The 19,626-nt window shown below is 66.4% G+C and carries 19 protein-coding genes; 11 read left to right on the top strand and 8 right to left on the bottom strand.

The window, feature by feature from the left end; all coding sequences use genetic code 11:
* Nucleotides 1-12 precede the first annotated feature (12 nt).
* Entirely contained in the window at nt 13-267 is a 255-nt protein-coding gene (locus tag LXE91_RS07215) for a hypothetical protein (protein WP_039352130.1), read from the bottom strand.
* Between the two features lie 171 nt (nt 268-438).
* Between LXE91_RS07215 and LXE91_RS07210 the strand changes: the two genes are divergently transcribed.
* From LXE91_RS07210 to LXE91_RS07180, 7 genes are all read left to right on the top strand, one after another.
* Entirely contained in the window at nt 439-1,200 is a 762-nt protein-coding gene (locus LXE91_RS07210) for a response regulator transcription factor (protein ID WP_039352126.1), read from the top strand.
* 26 nt (nt 1,201-1,226) lie between these two features.
* A complete protein-coding gene (hemA, locus tag LXE91_RS07205; RefSeq protein ID WP_039352123.1) occupies nt 1,227-2,525 on the top strand; it encodes a glutamyl-tRNA reductase in 1,299 nt (432 codons plus the stop codon).
* A 93-nt stretch (nt 2,526-2,618) separates the two neighbouring features.
* On the top strand, nt 2,619-3,701 hold the full coding sequence (prfA, locus tag LXE91_RS07200) for a peptide chain release factor 1 (RefSeq protein ID WP_039352121.1): 1,083 nt from the start codon (nt 2,619-2,621) through the stop codon (nt 3,699-3,701).
* A gap of 7 nt (nt 3,702-3,708) precedes the next feature.
* Entirely contained in the window at nt 3,709-4,551 is an 843-nt protein-coding gene (gene prmC, locus LXE91_RS07195) for a peptide chain release factor N(5)-glutamine methyltransferase (protein WP_039352118.1), read from the top strand.
* A 75-nt stretch (nt 4,552-4,626) separates the two neighbouring features.
* Entirely contained in the window at nt 4,627-4,938 is a 312-nt protein-coding gene (grxD, locus tag LXE91_RS07190; RefSeq protein WP_021161789.1) for a Grx4 family monothiol glutaredoxin, read from the top strand.
* 28 nt (nt 4,939-4,966) lie between these two features.
* The gene (locus LXE91_RS07185; RefSeq protein ID WP_039352114.1) at nt 4,967-5,563 is read left to right on the top strand and encodes a UbiX family flavin prenyltransferase; all 597 of its coding nucleotides are present in this window, start codon (nt 4,967-4,969) and stop codon (nt 5,561-5,563) included.
* A gap of 210 nt (nt 5,564-5,773) precedes the next feature.
* Nucleotides 5,774-6,565 carry a DODA-type extradiol aromatic ring-opening family dioxygenase gene (locus tag LXE91_RS07180; RefSeq protein WP_039352112.1) on the top strand — a complete coding sequence of 264 codons (792 nt, stop codon included), beginning with the start codon at nt 5,774-5,776 and terminating at the stop codon, nt 6,563-6,565.
* Between the two features lie 111 nt (nt 6,566-6,676).
* On the opposite strand, the gene LXE91_RS07175 is transcribed toward LXE91_RS07180, so the two are convergent.
* Entirely contained in the window at nt 6,677-8,275 is a 1,599-nt protein-coding gene (locus tag LXE91_RS07175) for an APC family permease (RefSeq protein WP_039352109.1), read from the bottom strand.
* A gap of 420 nt (nt 8,276-8,695) precedes the next feature.
* On the opposite strand from LXE91_RS07175, the gene LXE91_RS07170 reads away from it, so the two are divergent.
* A complete protein-coding gene (locus tag LXE91_RS07170) occupies nt 8,696-8,899 on the top strand; it encodes a cold-shock protein (RefSeq protein ID WP_006477070.1) in 204 nt (67 codons plus the stop codon).
* A gap of 99 nt (nt 8,900-8,998) precedes the next feature.
* Here the strand turns inward: LXE91_RS07170 and LXE91_RS07165 are convergent, their stop codons facing one another.
* The 3 genes from LXE91_RS07165 to LXE91_RS07155 all read right to left on the bottom strand — a co-directional run bounded on the left by LXE91_RS07165 (nt 8,999) and on the right by LXE91_RS07155 (nt 12,490).
* Nucleotides 8,999-10,249: an Hsp70 family protein gene (locus LXE91_RS07165; protein ID WP_039352103.1), complete on the bottom strand. Its 1,251-nt coding sequence runs from the start codon at nt 10,247-10,249 to the stop codon at nt 8,999-9,001.
* Nucleotides 10,250-10,436: 187 nt separating this feature from the next.
* On the bottom strand, nt 10,437-11,042 hold the full coding sequence (locus LXE91_RS07160; RefSeq protein ID WP_039352100.1) for a nitroreductase family protein: 606 nt from the start codon (nt 11,040-11,042) through the stop codon (nt 10,437-10,439).
* Nucleotides 11,043-11,206: 164 nt separating this feature from the next.
* The gene (locus LXE91_RS07155; protein WP_039352098.1) at nt 11,207-12,490 is read right to left on the bottom strand and encodes an MFS transporter; all 1,284 of its coding nucleotides are present in this window, start codon (nt 12,488-12,490) and stop codon (nt 11,207-11,209) included.
* Nucleotides 12,491-12,709: 219 nt separating this feature from the next.
* Between LXE91_RS07155 and LXE91_RS07150 the strand changes: the two genes are divergently transcribed.
* Nucleotides 12,710-13,330, top strand: a complete 621-nt coding sequence (locus tag LXE91_RS07150; RefSeq protein WP_039352095.1) for a TetR/AcrR family transcriptional regulator — start codon at nt 12,710-12,712, stop codon at nt 13,328-13,330.
* Nucleotides 13,331-13,385: 55 nt separating this feature from the next.
* Nucleotides 13,386-13,958, top strand: a complete 573-nt coding sequence (locus tag LXE91_RS07145; RefSeq protein ID WP_039352093.1) for a DUF1415 domain-containing protein — start codon at nt 13,386-13,388, stop codon at nt 13,956-13,958.
* A 79-nt stretch (nt 13,959-14,037) separates the two neighbouring features.
* On the opposite strand, the gene LXE91_RS07140 is transcribed toward LXE91_RS07145, so the two are convergent.
* The 3 genes from LXE91_RS07140 to LXE91_RS07130 all read right to left on the bottom strand — a co-directional run bounded on the left by LXE91_RS07140 (nt 14,038) and on the right by LXE91_RS07130 (nt 16,779).
* Nucleotides 14,038-14,928 carry a class I SAM-dependent methyltransferase gene (locus LXE91_RS07140; protein WP_039352243.1) on the bottom strand — a complete coding sequence of 297 codons (891 nt, stop codon included), beginning with the start codon at nt 14,926-14,928 and terminating at the stop codon, nt 14,038-14,040.
* 89 nt (nt 14,929-15,017) lie between these two features.
* The gene (locus LXE91_RS07135; RefSeq protein ID WP_039352090.1) at nt 15,018-16,151 is read right to left on the bottom strand and encodes a methyltransferase; all 1,134 of its coding nucleotides are present in this window, start codon (nt 16,149-16,151) and stop codon (nt 15,018-15,020) included.
* Nucleotides 16,152-16,284: 133 nt separating this feature from the next.
* Nucleotides 16,285-16,779, bottom strand: coding sequence for an LEA/WHy family protein (locus LXE91_RS07130; protein ID WP_039352087.1), 495 nt, complete (start codon nt 16,777-16,779; stop codon nt 16,285-16,287).
* 644 nt (nt 16,780-17,423) lie between these two features.
* Between LXE91_RS07130 and LXE91_RS07125 the strand changes: the two genes are divergently transcribed.
* Complete coding sequence (locus LXE91_RS07125) at nt 17,424-19,592, top strand: M1 family metallopeptidase (RefSeq protein ID WP_039352084.1); 2,169 nt, start codon at nt 17,424-17,426, stop codon at nt 19,590-19,592.
* Nucleotides 19,593-19,626: the final 34 nt, after the last annotated feature.

Raw genomic sequence — 19,626 nt, 5'->3', positions numbered from 1 at the left:
ACCTGAGAACATTCAGCGACGGGCCGACAGCGTAACCGTCACGGCTACGACGAGGAACGCGACACCGGTGCAGACCGGCCATTCGAGCGTCTCGCCATCGTAAAACAGTCCCGAGAGATTGCCGGCCATGCGGGCCGCCCCCGCGCCGACGATGCCGGCGAGCACCGCGATCCACCACGCCGGCCGGCCCGTGCGCCGCATCGGATGCAGCCATCGGCCGAACAGCCCGACGGCCGCTCCCAGGACAAGGATTCCAAACCAGTTCATTCGACGCCTTCTATAAATTCAGATTCGTCCCATAGGCGTGAACGTTGCCAGCGGCTAGCATCGATTTATCCATCGAACCCGAGATCAGCCGGGTGCCGCCAACATTCGAGTTTAGGGGCCGACTCGACGTTATGGCAAGCGCGCGCCGGCTGCCGTATTGAAGATATTCTCATGCGAATCGCTCTGATCGATCCGGAAGCGCGCCATGCCGCGCTCCTGAACCGCCTGCTCTTCGCAGGCGGTCATGTGTGCCACGCGTTTTCGTCCAGTGCTGCGTTCTTCGAGTGGCTCGCCACCGACACCTGCGACATGCTGATCACCGGCCATTGGGCCGGCGATCAGCCGGCCGAGGAAGTCATCCCGCGCGCGCAGGCCATCCTGCCCGGGCTGCCGGCCATCGCCGTGATGCAGCTGCCGCGCGAAAGCGAAATCGTATCGTGCCTGCACGCGGGCGCCGACGATTGCCTCGTGCGCCCCGTGAGCGGGCCCGAGATGCTCGCGCGCGTCAACGCGCTGAGCCGGCGCGCCGGCGTGCGCCGGCCACCCACCCGCTCGCGCGAAATGTATGGCGAATACGCTTTCGATGCCACGCATTGCCTCGTCCGGTTCGACGACGCAATCGTTTCACTCACGCCGAAGGAGTTCCGGTTCGCGCAGCTGCTGTTCACGAACCTGTCGCGGCCGGTGTCGCGCGCCCATATCCTCGAAACGGTGTGGGGGCGCCGCCGCGACATGAAGTCGCGCACGCTCGATACCCATGCGTCCCGGCTGCGCAGCAAACTCCGGCTGCTTCCGGAGCGCGGCTACCGGCTGCTGCCGCTCTACGGCTACGGCTATCAGCTCGATCGCGTGCCGATCGAGCCCCCAAATTCCCGGCCCCGCCACGCTGATGCCCGGTATGCAGCGAGTGAGGAAATCGCTGAAACGCTATAATATGGGGCTAAACGATAGCCCTCGATATGCAACTCCTCACGATCGGAATCAATCACCACACTGCGCCTGTCGCCTTGCGCGAACGCGTGGCGTTTCCGCTCGAGCAGATCAAGCCGGCTCTCGTCACGTTCAAGAACGTGTTTCTCGGCCCCCAGGCGCCCAATACGCCCGAAGCGGCGATCCTCTCCACCTGCAACCGCACCGAACTCTATTGCGCGACCGACGATCGCGCGGCACGCGAAGGCGCGATCCGCTGGCTGTCGGAGTATCACCGGATCCCGGTCGGCGAACTCGCGCCGCACGTCTATGCGCTGCCGCAGTCGGAAGCGGTCCGGCACGCATTTCGCGTCGCATCCGGTCTCGATTCGATGGTGCTGGGCGAAACCCAGATTCTGGGCCAGATGAAGGACGCCGTTCGCACCGCGACGGAAGCCGGCGCACTCGGCACCTATCTGAACCAGCTGTTCCAGCGTACGTTCGCGGTAGCGAAGGAAGTGCGCGGCACGACCGAAATCGGCACGCAGTCGGTGTCGATGGCCGCCGCCGCGGTGCGCCTCGCACAACGGATCTTCGAAAAGGTGTCGGATCAGCGCGTGCTGTTCATCGGCGCCGGTGAGATGATCGAGCTGTGCGCGACGCACTTCGCCGCGCAAGGCCCGCGCGAACTCGTCGTCGCGAATCGCACGGCCGAACGCGGCCAGCGGCTCGCCGAACGCTTCAACGGCCGTGCGATGCCGCTCGCCGACCTGCCGACCCGCATGCACGAGTTCGACATCATCGTGTCGTGCACGGCGTCGACGCTGCCGATCATCGGCCTCGGCGCAGTCGAGCGCGCGGTGAAGGCACGCCGCCACCGGCCGATCTTCATGGTCGACCTCGCGGTGCCGCGCGACATCGAGCCCGAAGTCGGCAAGCTGAAGGACGTGTTCCTCTACACCGTCGACGATCTCGGCGCGATCGTGCGTGAAGGCAATGCATCGCGCCAGGCTGCGGTCGCGCAGGCCGAGACGATCATCGAAACGCGCGTGCAGAATTTCATGCAATGGCTCGACACGCGCAGCGTCGTGCCGGTGATCCGTCACATGCATACGCAGGCCGACGCACTGCGCCGTGCCGAAGTCGACAAGGCGCAGAAGCTGCTCGCGCGCGGCGACGATCCGGCCGCCGTGCTCGAAGCGCTGTCGCAGGCGCTGACCAACAAGCTGATCCACGGCCCGACGAGCGCGCTCAACCGCGTGAACGGCGCCGATCGCGATTCGCTGATCGACCTGATGCGCGGCTTCTACCAGCACGCACCGCGCTCGAACGACCAGTCCGGCCACTAGCGCCGGCCGATCGCCCTGCCGCCGGCCGGTCGTTGTCCCGCTGCCGGCCTATCCTTTCCGAATACCCCTTGCCCGGGAGCGCCGCTCCACACCATGAAGACGAGCATGCAACGCAAGCTCGACCAGCTGTCCACACGGCTGGCCGAACTGAACGACCTGCTGAGCCGCGAAAACGTCACGGCCGACCTCGACCAGTACCGCAAGCTCACGCGTGAACATGCGGAACTCGGCCCGGTGGTCGAACAGTACGCGCTGTGGCGCCAGTCGCGCAGCGACGAGACGGCCGCGCAGGAGCTGCTCGGCGACCTGTCGATGCGCGACTTCGCGGAAGACGAAATCCGCAGCGCACGCGAGAGCATGGCCCGCCTCGAGACCGAACTGCAGAAGATGCTGCTGCCGAAGGATCCGAACGACGACCGCAACATCTTCCTCGAAATCCGCGCGGGCACGGGCGGCGACGAATCGGCGCTGTTCGCGGGCGACCTGCTGCGCATGTACCTGCGCTTCGCGGAACGCCAGCGCTGGCAGGTCGAAATGATGTCGGAGAGCGCGTCGGATCTCGGCGGCTACAAGGAAGTGATCGTACGGATCGCGGGCCAGGGCGCGTATTCGCGCCTGAAGTTCGAATCGGGCGGCCATCGCGTACAGCGCGTGCCGGCCACCGAAACGCAGGGGCGCATCCACACGTCCGCATGCACGGTCGCGGTGATGCCGGAAGCCGACGAAATCGGCGAGGTCGAGATCAATCCGGCCGACCTGCGGATCGACACGTTCCGCGCGTCCGGCGCGGGCGGCCAGCACATCAACAAGACCGATTCGGCGGTGCGCGTCACGCACATCCCGACCGGGATCGTCGTCGAGTGCCAGGACGACCGTTCGCAGCACAAGAACAAGGATCGCGCGCTGAAGGTGCTCGCGGCACGCATCAAGGACAAGCAGTATCACGAGCAGCACGCGAAGGAAGCGGCCACGCGCAAGAGCCTGATCGGCTCCGGCGACCGCTCGGAACGGATCCGCACGTACAACTTCCCGCAGGGCCGGATGACCGACCACCGGATCAACCTGACGCTGTACCGGCTCGAGGCGCTCATGGACGGCGATCTCGACGAACTGATCAGCGCGCTGGTCAGCGAACACCAGGCCGAACTGCTCGCGTCGCTCGGCGATGCCGACTGAGGCCGCGATGCCCGACACTTCCGCCGACGAACTGCTGCGCGCGTCGCCGCTCGACGCGGTCGATGCGCGCGTGTTGCTCGCGCACGCGCTCGGCTGGACCCGCACGCAATTGATCACGCGCGGCGACGCGCCGCTCGACGCGGCCGCGGTCGAACGCTACCGCGCGCTCGAGGCGCGCCGCCTGGCCGGTGAACCCGTCGCGCAGCTCGTCGGGATGCGCGAATTCTTCGGCCGGCCGTTCGACGTGACGCCCGACGTGCTGATCCCGCGCCCCGAAACCGAACTGCTCGTCGAAGCCGCACTCGAAGCGATCGACGGGCTGCCGCATCCGGCCGTGCTCGATCTCGGCACGGGCAGCGGCGCGATCGCCGTGTCGATCGCCGCCGAGCGTCCCGATGCGCGCGTGTGGGCGCTCGACCGTTCGCCGGCCGCACTCGAGGTCGCACAACGCAACGCAGGCAAGCTGCTCGACGCGCGCCGCCCCGGCGGCCCGCTGCACTGGCTGGAGAGCGACTGGTACGCGGAGCTCGATCCGGCGCTCGCATTCGACACGATCGTCAGCAACCCGCCGTACATCGCGCAGCACGATCCGCACCTCGAGCAAGGCGACCTGCGTTTCGAGCCGCGCGGTGCACTCACCGACGATGCCGACGGCCTCAGCGCGATCCGCACGATCGTCGCGGGCGCCGGCACCTACCTGAAACCGGGCGGCACGCTCTGGATCGAGCATGGCTACGACCAGGCCGAGGCCGTGCGCGCGGTGCTCGTCTCGCACGGCTTCATCGCGGTCGAATCGCTCGCCGATCTGGCCGCCATCGAACGCACGACAGGCGGCCGCCTGCCGGGCTGATGCCCGGCCCGCCCGGTTGAAATCCGCTATCATTTCGATCTACCGCCCCGCTAACGCAAGAACGCAAGGTCAGTCATGGACACCCAACAACGTATCAAGCAAATCGTCGACGAAAACCAGGTCGTGCTCTTCATGAAGGGCAACGCGCAATTCCCGATGTGCGGCTTTTCGGGCCGCGCCATCCAGGTGCTGAAGGCCTGCGGCGTCGACCAGTTCAAGACCGTCAACGTCCTCGAAGACGACGAGATCCGCCAGGGCATCAAGGAATTCTCGAACTGGCCGACCATCCCGCAGCTCTACGTGAAGGGCGAATTCATCGGCGGCTCGGACATCATGATGGAGATGTACCAGTCGGGTGAGCTGCAGCAACTGTTCGCCGCCGCGTAATACGCCCCGCACGCCCCGCCTCCTTTCGATGGCATCTCCCAACGCGCCGCCACGCCGGCTGATCGTTGCGATAACCGGCGCGACCGGCGCGATCTACGGCATACGGCTGCTCGACCTGCTGAGTGCCGCCGGCGGCGTCGAAACGCATCTGCTGGTTTCGAACGCCGGCTGGCTCAACATCCAGCACGAACTGAAGCTGTCGAAGGCCGATGTCGAAAGCCGTGCGGATGTCGTGCATTCGGTGCGCGACGTCGGCGCGACGATCGCATCGGGGTCGTTCGCGACCGACGGGATGGTGATCGCGCCCTGCTCGATGAAGACGCTCGCGAGCGTCGCGCACGGGCTGTCCGACAACCTGATCACGCGCGCAGCCGACGTCACGTTGAAGGAGCGCCGCCGCCTCGTGCTGATGGTGCGCGAAACGCCGTTCAACCTCGCGCATCTGCGCAACATGACCGCCGTCACCGAAATGGGCGGCATCGTCTTCCCGCCGCTGCCCGCGTTCTACGCGATGCCGAAGACGATCGAGGAACTCGTCGACCAGACCGTCACGCGCGTGCTCGACCTGTTCGCGCTCAGCGCACCGCAGACGACGCCGTGGGCCGGCATCCGGCACGCGCAGTAAGCGCACGCTCGACGATCCATTCGTCGCACATCTGCGCCGATTTCCACCGAAATTCATTCTATTTCACGAATACAGCGTCCAGCTGCCGTGAAACGCATGGCGTCGCCCGGATTATCAACAAACAAGCGTCAATCAAATTCCGGATCGCGGATTTATCAATGTGCGGTGCGCGTCTATAGTCACAGGCAAATCCCTTTGCAGGCCACCACCATGAACCGCTTGCCTTCGCTCTACCTGTCCCACGGCGCCCCGACGCTGCCGATCGACCCGGCCCTGCCGTCTGGCGCATTCACGCACCTCGCCGCCGAATTGCCGCGCCCGCGCGCGGTGCTGATGCTGTCCGCGCACTGGGGCACGCAGCGCCCCGTCGCCAGCATCGCCGCGCATCCGGAAACGATCCACGATTTCTACGGCTTTCCGCAGGCGCTGTACGACATCCGCTACCCGGCGCCCGGTGCACCCGACGTCGCCGAACGTGCGGCCGGGCTGCTGAATGCGGCCGGCATCGAGACCGCGACGACCGAGCACGGCCTCGACCACGGCGCGTGGGTGCCGATGCTGCTGATGTTCCCGGAAGCCGACGTGCCGGTGGCGCAGCTGTCGATCCAGCCGCGCGCGGATGCCGCCCACCACTTCGCGCTCGGCCGCGCGCTGCGACCGCTGCGCGACGAAGGCGTGATGGTGATCGGCTCCGGCCAGATCACGCACAACCTGCGCGCCGCCGATTTCGGTGCGGCGCCCGAGGATGCGGACCCGCGCGTCACGGAATTCACCGACTGGTTCGAGGCGAAGCTGGCCGCGCGCGACGTCGACGCGCTGCTCGACTACCGCCGGCAGGCGCCGCACGCAGCGCTGATGCATCCGACCGACGAGCACCTGCTGCCGGTGTTCACGGCGCTCGGCGCGGCGGACGACGACTACCAGCTCGGCATCCAGTCGCTCGGCACATACCAGCGCGTGCTCGCGATGACGAACTACGTGTTCGCCGGCACGGCCGCCTGACCAGCAGACAGCGGACGGCGACCGTCCAACAAAAAGCCCGCCCGAGCATCGCTCGGGCGGGCTTTTTTACGCTGCTTGCTGCCGCCGCCGGATCCGGCGGCAGGTCACGCGTCAGGCACCGACCCCTTCGAGGATCTCGTCGTGCGACTCGCGCTCGTCGAGATACTGGGTCCGGTAGCCCGTATTCACACCCCAGAAGTAGAAAACCAGCGAGATCGCCGCGACGATCAGCATGTCCCAGCCGTACGGCAGGTAGCCGTGACCGCCAAATTCCTTGCTGCCGATCAGCGACAGCACGGCCATCGTCGGCAGGTACGCGACCAGCCACCATGCGGCCTTCAGGTCGGCGCCCCAGCCGGTCCAGCCCGATTTCGCCTGGAAGTAGAAGTACACCGGAAGCGCGACGATCATCAGCAGGATGATTTCGCCCGTCAGCGGCCACTTCGCCCAGTACAGGATCAGCGATGCGCACACGAATGCGAACGGGGCGATCAGCTTCATCAGCGGAATCGACAACGGACGCTCGATGTCGGTCGCGGAGCGGCGCAGCGCCATCAGGCTGATCGGGCCGGTCAGGTACGAGATCACCGTCGCGACCGAGATCACCGCCGCGAGCGAGCTCCAGCCGCGGAAGAAGAACAGGAAGATGAACGACACGAGCAGGTTGAACCACATCGCCTGGCGCGGGACGCCGTAGATCGGGTGCACGTTGCCGAACATCTTCGGCATCGTGTTGTTGCGCTCCATCGCGTAGATCATGCGGGTGGTCGTCGCCATGTAGGTCGTCCCGGTGCCGCTCGGGCTGATGAACGCGTCGACGTACAGCAGGATCGCCAGCCAGTTCAGGTTCAGCGCGATCGCGAGTTCCGCGAACGGCGACGAGAAGTTGAAGTGCGCCCAGCCCTTCGCGACGTCGGCCGGATTCACCGAACCGATGTAGGCCATCTGCAGCAGCACGTAGATCACGAGTGCGAGCAGGATCGACGTGATCACCGCGAACGGCACGCTGCGCGACGGGTTGCGCGCTTCGCCGGCCAGGTTCACCGGGCTCTGGAAGCCGTTGAACGCGAACACGATGCCACTCGTCGCGACTGCGGTCAGCACGGCCGACCATCCGTACGGTGCGAAGCTTGCATTGGATGCGGTGCCGAGGTTCTCCGCATGGAAGCTCGTCAGCATCAGGCCGAGGATCGTGAGGCCGGGGATCAGGAACTTGAAGATCGTGATCGCCGTGTTCGCCCGCGCGAAGGCCTTGACGCCCCAGTAGTTCAGCATGAAGTAGATGACGACCAGCACGGCCGACAGCAGCAGGCCGAGTGTCTGTAATTCGCCGTTCACGAACAACGCATGCGCCCACGGATACGGCCACGTGCTCATGTACTGGATCGACGCTTCAGCCTCGATCGGGATCACGGATACGATCGCGATCCAGTTCGCCCACGCACTGATGAAGCCCACCAGCGAACCGTGCGAGTAGCGCGCATAGCGCACCATGCCGCCCGACTCGGGGAACATCGCGCCCAATTCCGCGTAAGTCAGTGCAATTGCGAGAATCACGACAGCGCCGATGATCCAGGCGCAGATCGCCGCCGGACCGGCAATCTTCGCGGCCTTCCAGGCGCCGAACAGCCAGCCCGAGCCGATAATCGAACCCAGCCCCGTCAGCATCAATGCAAACGGGCCGATGTTCCGTTGAATAGAACTCTTCACATCCTCTCCTGTGTCTCAAAAAGCATGGTCGGCCTGCGGTCCGGGATCGGCTCGGACAGCACCGCGCACGCAATTTTGGGGGGACGTGTCACCCGATCGGGGCAACCCGTCCACGCGGCGCGTAGTTTAACGGTTGCACCTCAAACGTGGCGCCAAAATCGTTCGGCCCCTACAAAAAATTCGCATCGTTTGCAAGCTTTGTAAACCTGATCTCCGCAATAACCCTGAGTCCATGGAAATACGGTTGACCACACGGTTGATTAGCCGTATAAAGGACTTCGCAGGATTTCAAGTGGCGAGTGAATTGGTTCTTTCGTAGTTCGCCCATCAACGGTACTCCGGTTGGTCCTATTACCCCTTCCTTGATTTTCCGCACCCCATGGGCCTCGGCCCCGTTTTATCTTTTTAGGAACAAGTAACATGGCAACCGGTACCGTCAAGTGGTTCAATGACGCAAAGGGCTTCGGCTTCATCACCCCGGAAGGCGGCGGCGACGATCTGTTCGCGCACTTCTCGGAAATCCGCGTCGAAGGCTTCAAGACGCTGCAAGAAAACCAGAAGGTTGAATTCGAAGTGAAGACGGGCCCGAAGGGTCTGCAAGCTGCGAACATCCGTCCGGTCTAAGCTTGGCGCGATAATTCGTGAAAAAAAGCCCCGCTTCGGCGGGGCTTTTTGTTTTTCGGCGCCGGTCGACCGGCATGGCGGCCTTTGGGCCGCCCGCATTCAACCGAACAATCGCTGCGCGTGAATGCCGAGACCCGTCGCGACGCTCGCGAGGCGGTCGCCGAACACCGGCTGCGCATCCGGGAATGCACCCGCCAGCGCGCCCGACAGGAACGCGAGCCCCGTTGAGCCGCCGGTGAAGTACAGCGCGCCGACATCGCGCGGCGCCACGCCCGCGAGCCGCACCGTCTCGCGCGCGGCGTCGACGATGCGCGCGGTGTCGTCGCGGCTCGCGTCGACGAGCCGGTCGGCATCGAATGCGATCTGCAGATCCTCTTCCACGTCGTTCAGGTCGATCATCGTCTCTCCGCCCGCCGCGACGCCGATCTTCGCTTCTTCCGCGCGCGCCATCAGCGCATGGCCGAGCCGCTGCTCGACCACGCTCGTGAGCCGGTCGTACTGGCGCACGTCCCGGTACAGGTGTTTCATCAGTTTCAGCTCGCCGAGCCGCTTCGGCGTGTAGACCGTGTTGATCAGGTGCCAGGTGGCGAGATCGAAGTAGATCTTGTTCGGCAGCTCGCGCCCTTCCGGGTCGAGCGAACGGTAGCCGAATGCGGGCAGGATCGCCGCCAGCTCGACACGCCGGTCGTAATCGGTGCCCGCGACGTGCACGCCGTGGTGGGCCAGCACGTCGTCCTTGCGCTCGAGCCGCGCCATCCGCTCGGGCCCGACACGCACCAGCGAGAAGTCGGACGTGCCGCCGCCGATGTCGGCCACGAGCACGAGCCGCTCCGCCTGCTGGCGCGACTCGTAGTCGAACGCGGCCGCGATCGGTTCGTACTGGAACTGGACGTCCGTGAAGCCGACCGATCGCGCGGCGGCCTCGAGCTGGTCCTGGGCGAGGCGGTCGGCACGCGGATCGTCGTCGACGAAGAACACCGGCCGGCCGAGTACCGCACGGCCGATCGGCGCGCCCGCGCGGGCTTCGGCCTTGCGCTTCAGGTGCGTCAGGAAGCGCGCGATGATTTCGGTGTACGCGATCGCGCTGCCGTCGCCGAGATCGGTCGTCGTTTCCGCGAGCGGCGAGCCGAGGATACTCTTCATCGACCGCATCAGCCGGCCGTCGAAACCGTCGATGTACGAAGCCAGCGCCGCACGGCCGTATTCGACCGTCTCTTCGTCGTTGTTGAAGAAGATCGCGGTGGGCAGCGTCAGGTGGTCGCCCTCGACGGGCGCGAGGCGCATGCCGTCGCCGTCGGGCAGCGCCACGGCGGAATTGGACGTGCCGAAATCGATCGCGCAGTAAGTCATGGGAAGTTGCCGCAGCAGGGCCGGCGCGAAAACGGAAAGGACGGGCTTTTTAACATGAAGCCCGCGGGATCACAACCGGGGCCGGCCACCGGTACGGCGCAACGGGCCTCGGCGGGACGGCGCGCGGCCTGGCGCGCCGGGGAAACATGCGGGCGGGATGCGCGATGCAGCCCGCCCGTCAGGCGGGTCAGGCTGCCGCGTCGAAACCCTTCTTCCACGCGCCCGCATAGACGACCTCACCGATCGCATGGCGCGTGCGCGGTGCCTTCTCGCGATCGCGCAGCACCGGATCGAGCTTGTCGACGTTGCCGTAGTGACCGAGCGAGATGATCGCCGGAATCGCGACGTCGGCCGGAATCTCGAACGCGTCGCGGAACGCCTTCGCGTCGAAGCCGCTCATCTGGTGGGCGGCCAGGCCCAGTGCGTGTGCCTGCAGCACCAGCGACATCGCGGCGGCGCCCGCGTCGTACAGCGCGGTCGGAGCCGGCTCACCCTTCGGCGTGAGCGTGTGCGCGGTCACCGCGATCAGCACGGGCGCCGGTGCGTTCCAGCCCTGGTTGAACGGCACCAGCGTCGCGAACGCGCGTTTGAATGCGTCTTCGTCCTGAGTGCGGTCGAATACGATGAAGCGCCACGGCTGCGCGTTGTAGGCGGACGGCGCCCAGCGGGCGGCTTCGAGCACCGCGTGCAGATCGCCGGCGCTGACGGCTTCATCCGAATACGCGCGCGGGCTCCAGCGGCCCGCGATCAGATCGTGAATCGAAACAGTGGTGGGAGCAGGTTTGACGGACATGCGAATCCTCGCTGACATCGAAGAAGGGGCGCGAACGCCTGACGAACCGCAAGCATACCCGCTTGAGCCGATGCGCGCCCGATCCTCCCGCGCTATGCAAATCTCCGTACGTGCGTTGGCCGGCCGTTCGCCGCGCGGCCGGCGCGGCGCACGGATTGCCGCGGTCAGGCCGCCTGCGCGGCTGCGCGCGACGGGCCGCGGTTGATCCGCAGCACGATCAGCGCGCCGATGATGCACAGCCCGCCCGAGATCATCGACGCGATCGTGTAGGTGCCAAGGCTCGCGCGCAGCAGCCCCGCGCCGAGCGCCGCGAACGCCGCGCCGAGCTGGTGGCCGGCGACGATCCAGCCGAACACGACCGGCGCCGCGGCCTTGCCGAACACGTCGGTCGCGAGGCGCACGGTCGGCGGCACGGTCGCGATCCAGTCGAGCCCGTAGAACATCGCAAACAGCGGCAGCCCGAAGAAATCGATCCCGAACGCGTGCGGCAGGTAGATCAGCGACAGCCCGCGCAGCCCGTAATACCAGAACAGCAGCACGCGGTTGTCGTATCGGTCGGACAGCCAGCCCGACAGCGTCGTGCCGAACAGGTCGAACACGCCCATCGCCGCAAGCAGCGACGCGCCCTGCACTTCCGTCATCCCGTAGTCGCTGCACATCGCGATCAGGTGCGTGCCGACGTAGCCGTTGGTGCTCGCACCGCAGATGAAGAAGCTGAAGAACAGCAGCCAGAAATCGCGCGACCGGCTCGCCGTCAGCAACGTCCGGAACGCGACCGCGAGCGGGTTCTCCTTCGTCCCCTCGGGCGCGGGCGGCGCATCGGCCGGCTCGCCGTACGGGCGCAGCTGCACGTCGGCCGGCCGTTCGGGCAACAGGAACGCCACCAGCGGAATCACGATCGCGGCCGCGATCGCGACGACCAGCACGACCGGGCGCCAGCCATGGCGCTGCGCGATCGCCGCGAGCATCGGCAGGAACACGAGCTGGCCGGTGGCCGTGCTCGCGGTCAGGATCCCCATCACGAGGCCGCGGCGCGCATGGAACCAGCGCGTGACGAAGGTCGCGGACAGCGTCAGCGCGACCACGCCCGTCGAGCAGCCGACCATCAGGCCCCAGATCACCACCATCTGCCAGCTCTGCGTCATCATCGACGACAGCGCGACGCCCGCGCTCATCGTCACGAGCGCGGTGAGAATGGTCGGACGCAGCCCGAAGCGCTGCATCGCGGCAGCGGCGAACGGGCCCGTCAGTCCGTACAGCGCGATATTCACCGAGATCGCCAGCGAAATCGCCGCGCGGCTCCAGCCGAGCTCGCGTTCGAGCGGCACCATCAGCACGCTCGGCGTCGCGCGCGTGCCGGCCGCCGCCAGCAGGATCAGGAATACCACCGCCGCCGCGAGCCATCCGTAGTGGAAGCGCCCGCCGATTCGTGTCACCGCCCAATTCATCTTCGCGTTCTCCTGTTGGCGGCTCCGGTGCCTCCGCACCCGCGCCGCTCGCCCTGCCAGGCCACCTCCGCCGCACGCTGCATCGGCTGACCCGGGCCGACGCTTGGCATTTGTCTGTCGATCCGGTCAGCATTGTTACCGACCGGTCACAAGTGTGTTGCGATCGTAGTGACCAATCGGTAACATGTCAAGCAATCCAATATGCAGTCGAGGGTCATCATGTCGGGCATCGAGATCGCCAAACCGCTGCCGCGCCGCACGCGCCGGCCGATCGACGGCGCTACCGCGCAGGAGCACCTGCTGCGCGCCGCCGAGGAGCTGTTTTACAAGGAAGGCGTTCGGACGGTGGGCGTCGAGGCGGTCGTGGAGCGTGCGGGCGTCAACAAGATGAGCCTGTATCGGCAGTTCTCGTCGAAGGACGAGCTGATCCTCGCGTACCTGGAGCGGATGGATGCGTGTTTCTTCGACCGCTTCAACACGAGCGTCGCGAAGCACCCGGGCCAGCCGAAAGCGCAACTGATCCAGTATTTCGTCGATCTCGCCGAGCGCGCGACGCAGAAGGATTACCGTGGCTGCCCGTTCGTCAACGTCGCGGCCGAATTCCCGGATGCGTCGCACCCGGCGCGCGAGCGCGTCGCGCAGAACAAGGAACAGCTGATGAAGCGGCTCGTCGCATTGTGCGATGACGCCGGCGCGCGGCAGCCGCAGGCGCTTGCCGACTCGCTCGCGCTGGTGATCGAGGGCATCTACGCGGCAAGCCAGACCTATCGGCACGGCGAAACACCGATCGGCGTCGCGCCCGCGCTCGTCACGCAGTTGATCGAAGCCGCCTGCGCGTGACGGCTCGCCCGCTACAATGCGGCCCTCGCCGCCCTTCCGCCCGACTGGTTTCACGATGACCGACACCCGCCCCGAATCGCACGACGACATCCTCGCCGCCACGCGGCACTGGCTCGCGCGCGCGGTGATCGGGCTCAATCTGTGCCCGTTCGCGAAAAGCGTCTATGTGAAGGAACAGGTGCGCTACGCGATCAGCGAAGCGACCACGCTGGAGGATGCGCTCGCCGAACTCGAAACCGAGCTGCGTGCGCTCGACGCGGCAGACCCGCGGCAGGTCGACACGACGCTCGTGATCTTCCCGCATGCGTTCGCCGATTTCATCGACTACAACGATGCGCTGTTCTTTGCCGACCGGCTGGTGCGGCAACTGCGGCTCGACGGCGTGCTGCAGATCGCGAGCTTCCATCCGGACTATCGGTTCGAGGGCAGCGAGCCCGACGACATCGAGAACTACACGAACCGCGCGCCGTATCCGATCCTGCACCTGCTGCGCGAGGACAGCATCGCACGCGCGGTCGACGCGTTCCCGGACGCGGCCGCGATCTACGAAAAGAATCAGGAAACGCTGCGGCGCCTCGGCCATGACGGCTGGCGCGAATGGATGCGCCGGCCGGGCGACGAGGTCTGACGCGCCGTGCAACGGACGGCGTGTAACGTGCGACGTTCAACGGGCGGCGTACAACTTGCGCGACGCGCCCGCGCGCACGTCAGCTGGCGGCCGGCTCGACGGCCTCGCCGCCCGCCGCCGCGGCCTCCGGCACGAAGAAGCGCGCGTTCAGCTCGGCCAGCCCGAACATCCCGAGGATCTCGTTCAACCGCTCGCCGGGCCGCCGGCGCGGCAGGTTCTTGTATTGCGCGATGATCAGCTCGTTCTTCATCGAATGCTCCCAGCCGACCAGCTCGGTCACGCTGACCTGGTAGCCGTGCGCTTCGAGCTGCAGGCAGCGCAGCACGTTGGTGATCTGGCTGCCGAATTCGCGCGTATGCAGCGGATGCCGCCACACTTCCGTCAGCGCGTTCGCGAGCGACTTGCCCTTGTTCTTGCGCAGCACGCCCGCGACTTCCGCCTGGCAGCACGGCACCAGCACGATGTGCTGCGCGCGCTTCGCGAGCGCGAAGCGGATCGCGTCGTCGGTCGCCGTGTCGCATGCGTGCAGCGCGGTGACGACGTCGACCGTTTCAGGCAGTTTCGGCGACGTGATCGAATCGGCAACCGACAGGTTCAGGAACGACATGCCGCCGAACCCGAGCCGCGCGGCAAGCTCGGCCGAGCGCGTGACGAGCTCCTCGCGGGTCTCGATCCCGTACACGTGCGACGCGAACGCCGGCGTGCCGTGCCCCGGCTGCTGCTTGAAGAACAGGTCGTACAGGATGAAGCCGAGATACGACTTGCCGGCGCCGTGATCGACGAGCGTCACGCTGCCACGCTCGGCCTGCACGCCGGCGAGCAGCGGCTCGATGAACTGGAACAGGTGATAGACCTGCTTCAGCTTGCGGCGGCTGTCCTGGTTCAGCTTCCCGTCGCGGGTGAGGATGTGCAGTTCCTTCAGCAGCTCGACGGACTGCTCCGGGCGGATTTCGTGGGTCTTGTTCGACATCGTGAAGCGGCGCCGGGCCACGGTCGGTCGACCACGGCCCGGCGGCGGGAATTCGTGAGGAATGGCGGTAGTTTACCGAAAATGCGCGGTCAGGCTCGCGCGCCGAGCCGCCAGAGCGACGTGACCTCGGCCTGGCGTGCCGCATGCAGCGGATCGTCGGCATCCATCGCCTTCGGGTGTGCGGGGCGGATGTCGTCGCGGCCGAGCACGACGAGGCCGGCTTCGTCGATCCATTGCAGCAGCGTGTCGCGCGGCCGCAGGCCGAGATGCTCGGCGAAATCGGACAGGATCAGCCAGCCTTCACCGCCCGGCTCGAGGTGCGCGGCGAGCCCTGCGAGAAAACCGCGCAGCATGCGGCTGTCCGGATCGTAGACCGCATATTCGATCGGGGCGCTCGGCCGAGCCGGCACCCACGGCGGGTTGCAGACCACGAGCGGCGCACGGCCGGCCGGGAACAGATCCGCCTCGACGACTTCGACGCGCCGCGCGTGGCCCAGTCGTTCGATGTTCTCCCGCGCACAGGCGAGCGCGCGTGGATCCTGGTCGGTCGCGACGACACGCTCGACGCCGCGCGACGCAAGCACGGCCGCCAGCACGCCGGTGCCCGTGCCGATATCGAACGCGAGCGACGTCGCCGGCAGCGGCGCACGCGCGACCAGTTCGACGTATTCGCCGCGCACCGGCGAGAACACGCCGTAGTGCGGGTGGATCGGCGCGCCGCCGAGCGCCGGGATCGGCACCCCTTTCTTGCGCCATTCGTGCGCACCGACGAGGCCGAGCAGTTCGCGCAGCGACACGACCGACGGCGCGCCGCCGGGCCCGTACGCCTCTTCGCATGCGGCGCGCACGTCGGGCGCGCGGCGCAGCGGAATCGTGTAGTCGGCGTCGAGCGGGATCAGCAGCATCCCAAGCGTGCGGGCGCGCTGCGACTGCGCGAGACGATGCAGGTTGAATGCGTCGACGCCGGCCGCGGCTTTCGCCTTCTTCGGCTTGCGCTCGACACGGCGCGCCATCGCCTGCACGAGCTGGCGCGCATTCTGGAAATCGCCCTGCCAGACGAGCGCGGTACCCTCGCAGGCGAGACGGTACGCCGCGTCGGCGGTGAGGCGGTCGTCGGCGAGCACCGCGCGCTTCGGCGGTTGCACGCCGGCTTCGGAGCGCCAGCGCACGGCATGATCGGCGCCGTCGGCGTCGGTCCAGTGGAAAACAGGGAAATCGGTCACGCGAACTCGGTTACGGTTGGCTTCAACGGGCGGCGCGACTGTATTGCGGGCGCCGCGCGGCTCACACCATACCGCGCTTTGCCCGCGCGGCAAAGCGCGGGGGCCGGCCCGCGCGGCGCGGCGCTCGCCCGGCTCAGCCGCCCCACCCCGGCATCGCGGGCAGGCGCAGCGTGCCGGCATCGTTGAAGTGCACGGTGCCGAGCACGCCGCCCGCGAGCCGGCCGCGCAGCGCATACGGCAGCTCGCCGCTCGCGGCGGCGCCGGGCAGGTTCCACGCCTGTCGCGCGGCGGCGAACGCCGACACAGAAACCGGCACGTCGAGCACGGCCTCGCCGAAACGCGGCACGGTGCCCGAGCGATCGCTGACGCCGCTCGCGAACGGCGTGCCGTTCAGGTCGAGCGCCACCGAGATGCCGTCGTAGTCGATCGGCGCGTCGTTCGGGTTCTGCACGCGCAGCTTCAGGCTGAAACGCATCTCGAGGCCCTGCCCGACGAGCGGGTCGAGCCCGGCGACCGTCACGCGCACCGGGTCGCGCGTGAGCCCCGCGCAGCCGCCGAGCAGGAGCGCGGCAACGAACAGCAGCAGCACGGCGCGCAGCGGCGCGATACGGAACAGGGTGCGTGACATGGGAGAACCTCCTCGCGGCAAATCGGTGAGCGGATCGTCGCTGCATTGTACCGAGCATGCCCGGGTACGCCGGGTTTCGTAGTTTTCGCAGTCCCGCGAGATCGTTAATAGATTAAAACTACGAAAATAACAGTCAGACGGAAAGCGCATTAATGCTTCCCAGCATTCAATGAAGCACGGCGAATTCAATAGATGCAATTTCTAAATTTTTCGTTTCCTTTACCCAAAACCATCAAGTATATTTACGCATCCTTCGAGCAAGCCGACAAACCTTGAAAGCGCATGACGGTGATTTTACGGAACGGCGACATGCCTTCCTGCCATCCTGCGACGAGGCCCGGCCAGCCCCGTAGGTCGTCTGTTCAAAGGGGAAAGCGCGCCCGCCCAGGGCGTGCGGCTCCGTGTCGTGCGCGCGAAATCAATTCAGTACAACACGCGCCCGGCCATTTTGAACCGGCAAGTTAACCGACATCCGGAAATCCAGAGGGGGCAGTAAACCATGATTACCTTCACGTAGTCGGCCGCCGTCTTTTCGAATAATCCGTCATTGGCATTTTCATCGCTGTTGATTAACGGCGAGGGGATTGTTTTTGCCGGCGTTTTCGCAGCACTGAACGATTCTTTCAACAATCGAGGTTTCAGTCATGTCGATCAACATTCGCAAGATGCGTTATCTGCCGATCGTCGCCGCGCTCGCGCTAGCCGGGTGCGGCGGCGACGACGGCGGCGCGGGCTCGGCGTCCGCGCTCAGCTCCGCCGGCGCGCCGCACTCGGGCTCGTCGCCCACCGTCACCGCGCCGCCGAGCGCATCCAATGTCGACAAGAGCGTCTCGCCTGTCGAGTTGCCGGACACCGTGGTACCCGTGAACTACCGGCTGTGGTTCCGCCCGAACGACGCGCTGAACGCGTTCGACGGCCGCGCCGACGTCGAGATCAAGGTGCTGAAGCCGGTCAACAACATCGTGATCGCCGGCCACCGGATCAAGTTCACGAACGGCCGCATCACGCTGCAGCCGGGCAACATCCAGTTGATCGCGACACCGCAGGACAAGGGCGACTTCTACCAGCTGCGCCCCGTGAGCGGCACTATCTCGCCGGGCAACTACTCGCTGCACATGGAGTGGTCGGGCATCATCAACTTCAAGTCGTACGACGATCCGGTCGCGAAGACCGGCGGCAGCTGCGGCGACGATCCGTATCCGGGCTGCTCGGCCGCGGAAGGCATCTTCCGCGTCGACCTGAAGGGCACCGACGGCAAGACGAGCGGCGCGATCCTCACGCAAGGCGAAACCAACCTGTCGCGCCAGTGGTTCCCCGGCTGGGACGAGCCGGCATTCCGCCCGACCTATGAAGTGACGGCCGAAGTGCCGCAAAGCTGGCGGGTCGTGTCGAACGCGGCCGAGAAACCGTCGACCAACGTCGGCGGCGGCTACAAGCTCGTGCAGTTCGAGAAGACCCCGCCGATGCCGTCGTACCTGCTGTTCTTCGGCGGCGGCCTGTTCGACACCTACGAGGACGACTTCACGAGCCCGCTTCCGGGCGGCAAGGGCGGCCTGCACCTGCGCGTGTTCACGCCTCCGGGCATGAGCGACTGGGCGAAGCCGGCGATGGACCGCACCAAGCAGGCGCTCGACTTCTACTACCGCTACACGGGCATCGCGCTGCCGCTCACGAAATTCGACACGGTGGCCGCGAACGACGCGTTCAAGGAGCAGAAGGACCTGAACTTCGGCGGGATGGAGAACTGGGGATCGATCCTCGAGTTCGCCGACGACATCCTGCCGCAGCCGGGCCAGCCGATGTCGCACTACGGCAACGAAGTGCTGACGCACGAAGTCGCGCACCAGTGGTTCGGCGATCTGGTCACGACCGACTGGTGGGACAACGTATGGCTCAACGAATCGTTCGCAACGTTCTTCGAGACCAAGACGACGATCCAGTTCTTCCCCAACGAGTTCAGCTGGCTCGACCAGGTGAAGAACAAGTACCGCGTGATCAATCGTGACATCGGCCCGAACGCGTTCCCGGTCGCACCGAACTTCAACGGCTGGGCGTCGAACGACTTCGTGCTGAGCGCCAGCGCGTTCACGTACGACAAGGGCGGCCACGTGCTGAAGACGCTCGAGAACTACCTCGGCGAGCAGACGTTGCGCAAGGGTCTGCAGCAGTACCTGGTCGACTACTCGTTCGGCAACGGTACGCCGAAGCGTCTGTGGGATGCGTTGTCGAAGGAGAGCGGCCAGGCGATCGGCGCGATCGGCGACAGCTACGTCCGCCAGACCGGCGTGCCGCTGATCTCGCTCGACACGCAGTGCGACCTGACGAAGAACCAGACGGTCATCACGCTGAAACAGCAGCCGTTCCCGAACAAGAACGCGTATCCGGGCCTGCAATGGACGGTGCCGATCACGCTCGCGTACGGCCAGGGTCTCGCGAAACGCACGACGCTCGCGCTGAAGGATACGCAGACGCAAACGCGCATCGACGGCTGCACGGGCGTGGTCGCCGACCCGAGCGGGCTCGACTACTACGTCGTGAACTACAGCGACGCGGCCTGGAGCGGGCTGCTCACGCAGGTCAACGGCTCGACCGATCCGGTCCTGCTCGCGAACCTGAAGAGCGAGGCCGCACTGCTCGTCGCGAACAACCTCGCGCCGGCATCGCGCTCGACGTCGATCGGCTCGGTCGCTTCGCCGGCCGCGATGAAGCTGCGCCAGACGCCGACCTTCGGCGGCCTCGAGCCGGTGACGAAGGAACGCCCGGCACTGCAATACCAGGGCATCTTCAAGCCGCGCAAGGTAGTGACGCAGTAACAGTGCGCATTCGGCCGGTGCCGCGCAGCCTGCG

The organism is Burkholderia contaminans, assembly GCF_029633825.1.
In the GTDB taxonomy this organism is placed as follows: Bacteria; Pseudomonadota; Gammaproteobacteria; order Burkholderiales; family Burkholderiaceae; genus Burkholderia; species Burkholderia contaminans.
Note: the sequence above shows the minus strand (reverse complement) of the source record. Positions and strands in the feature narration are given on the sequence as shown.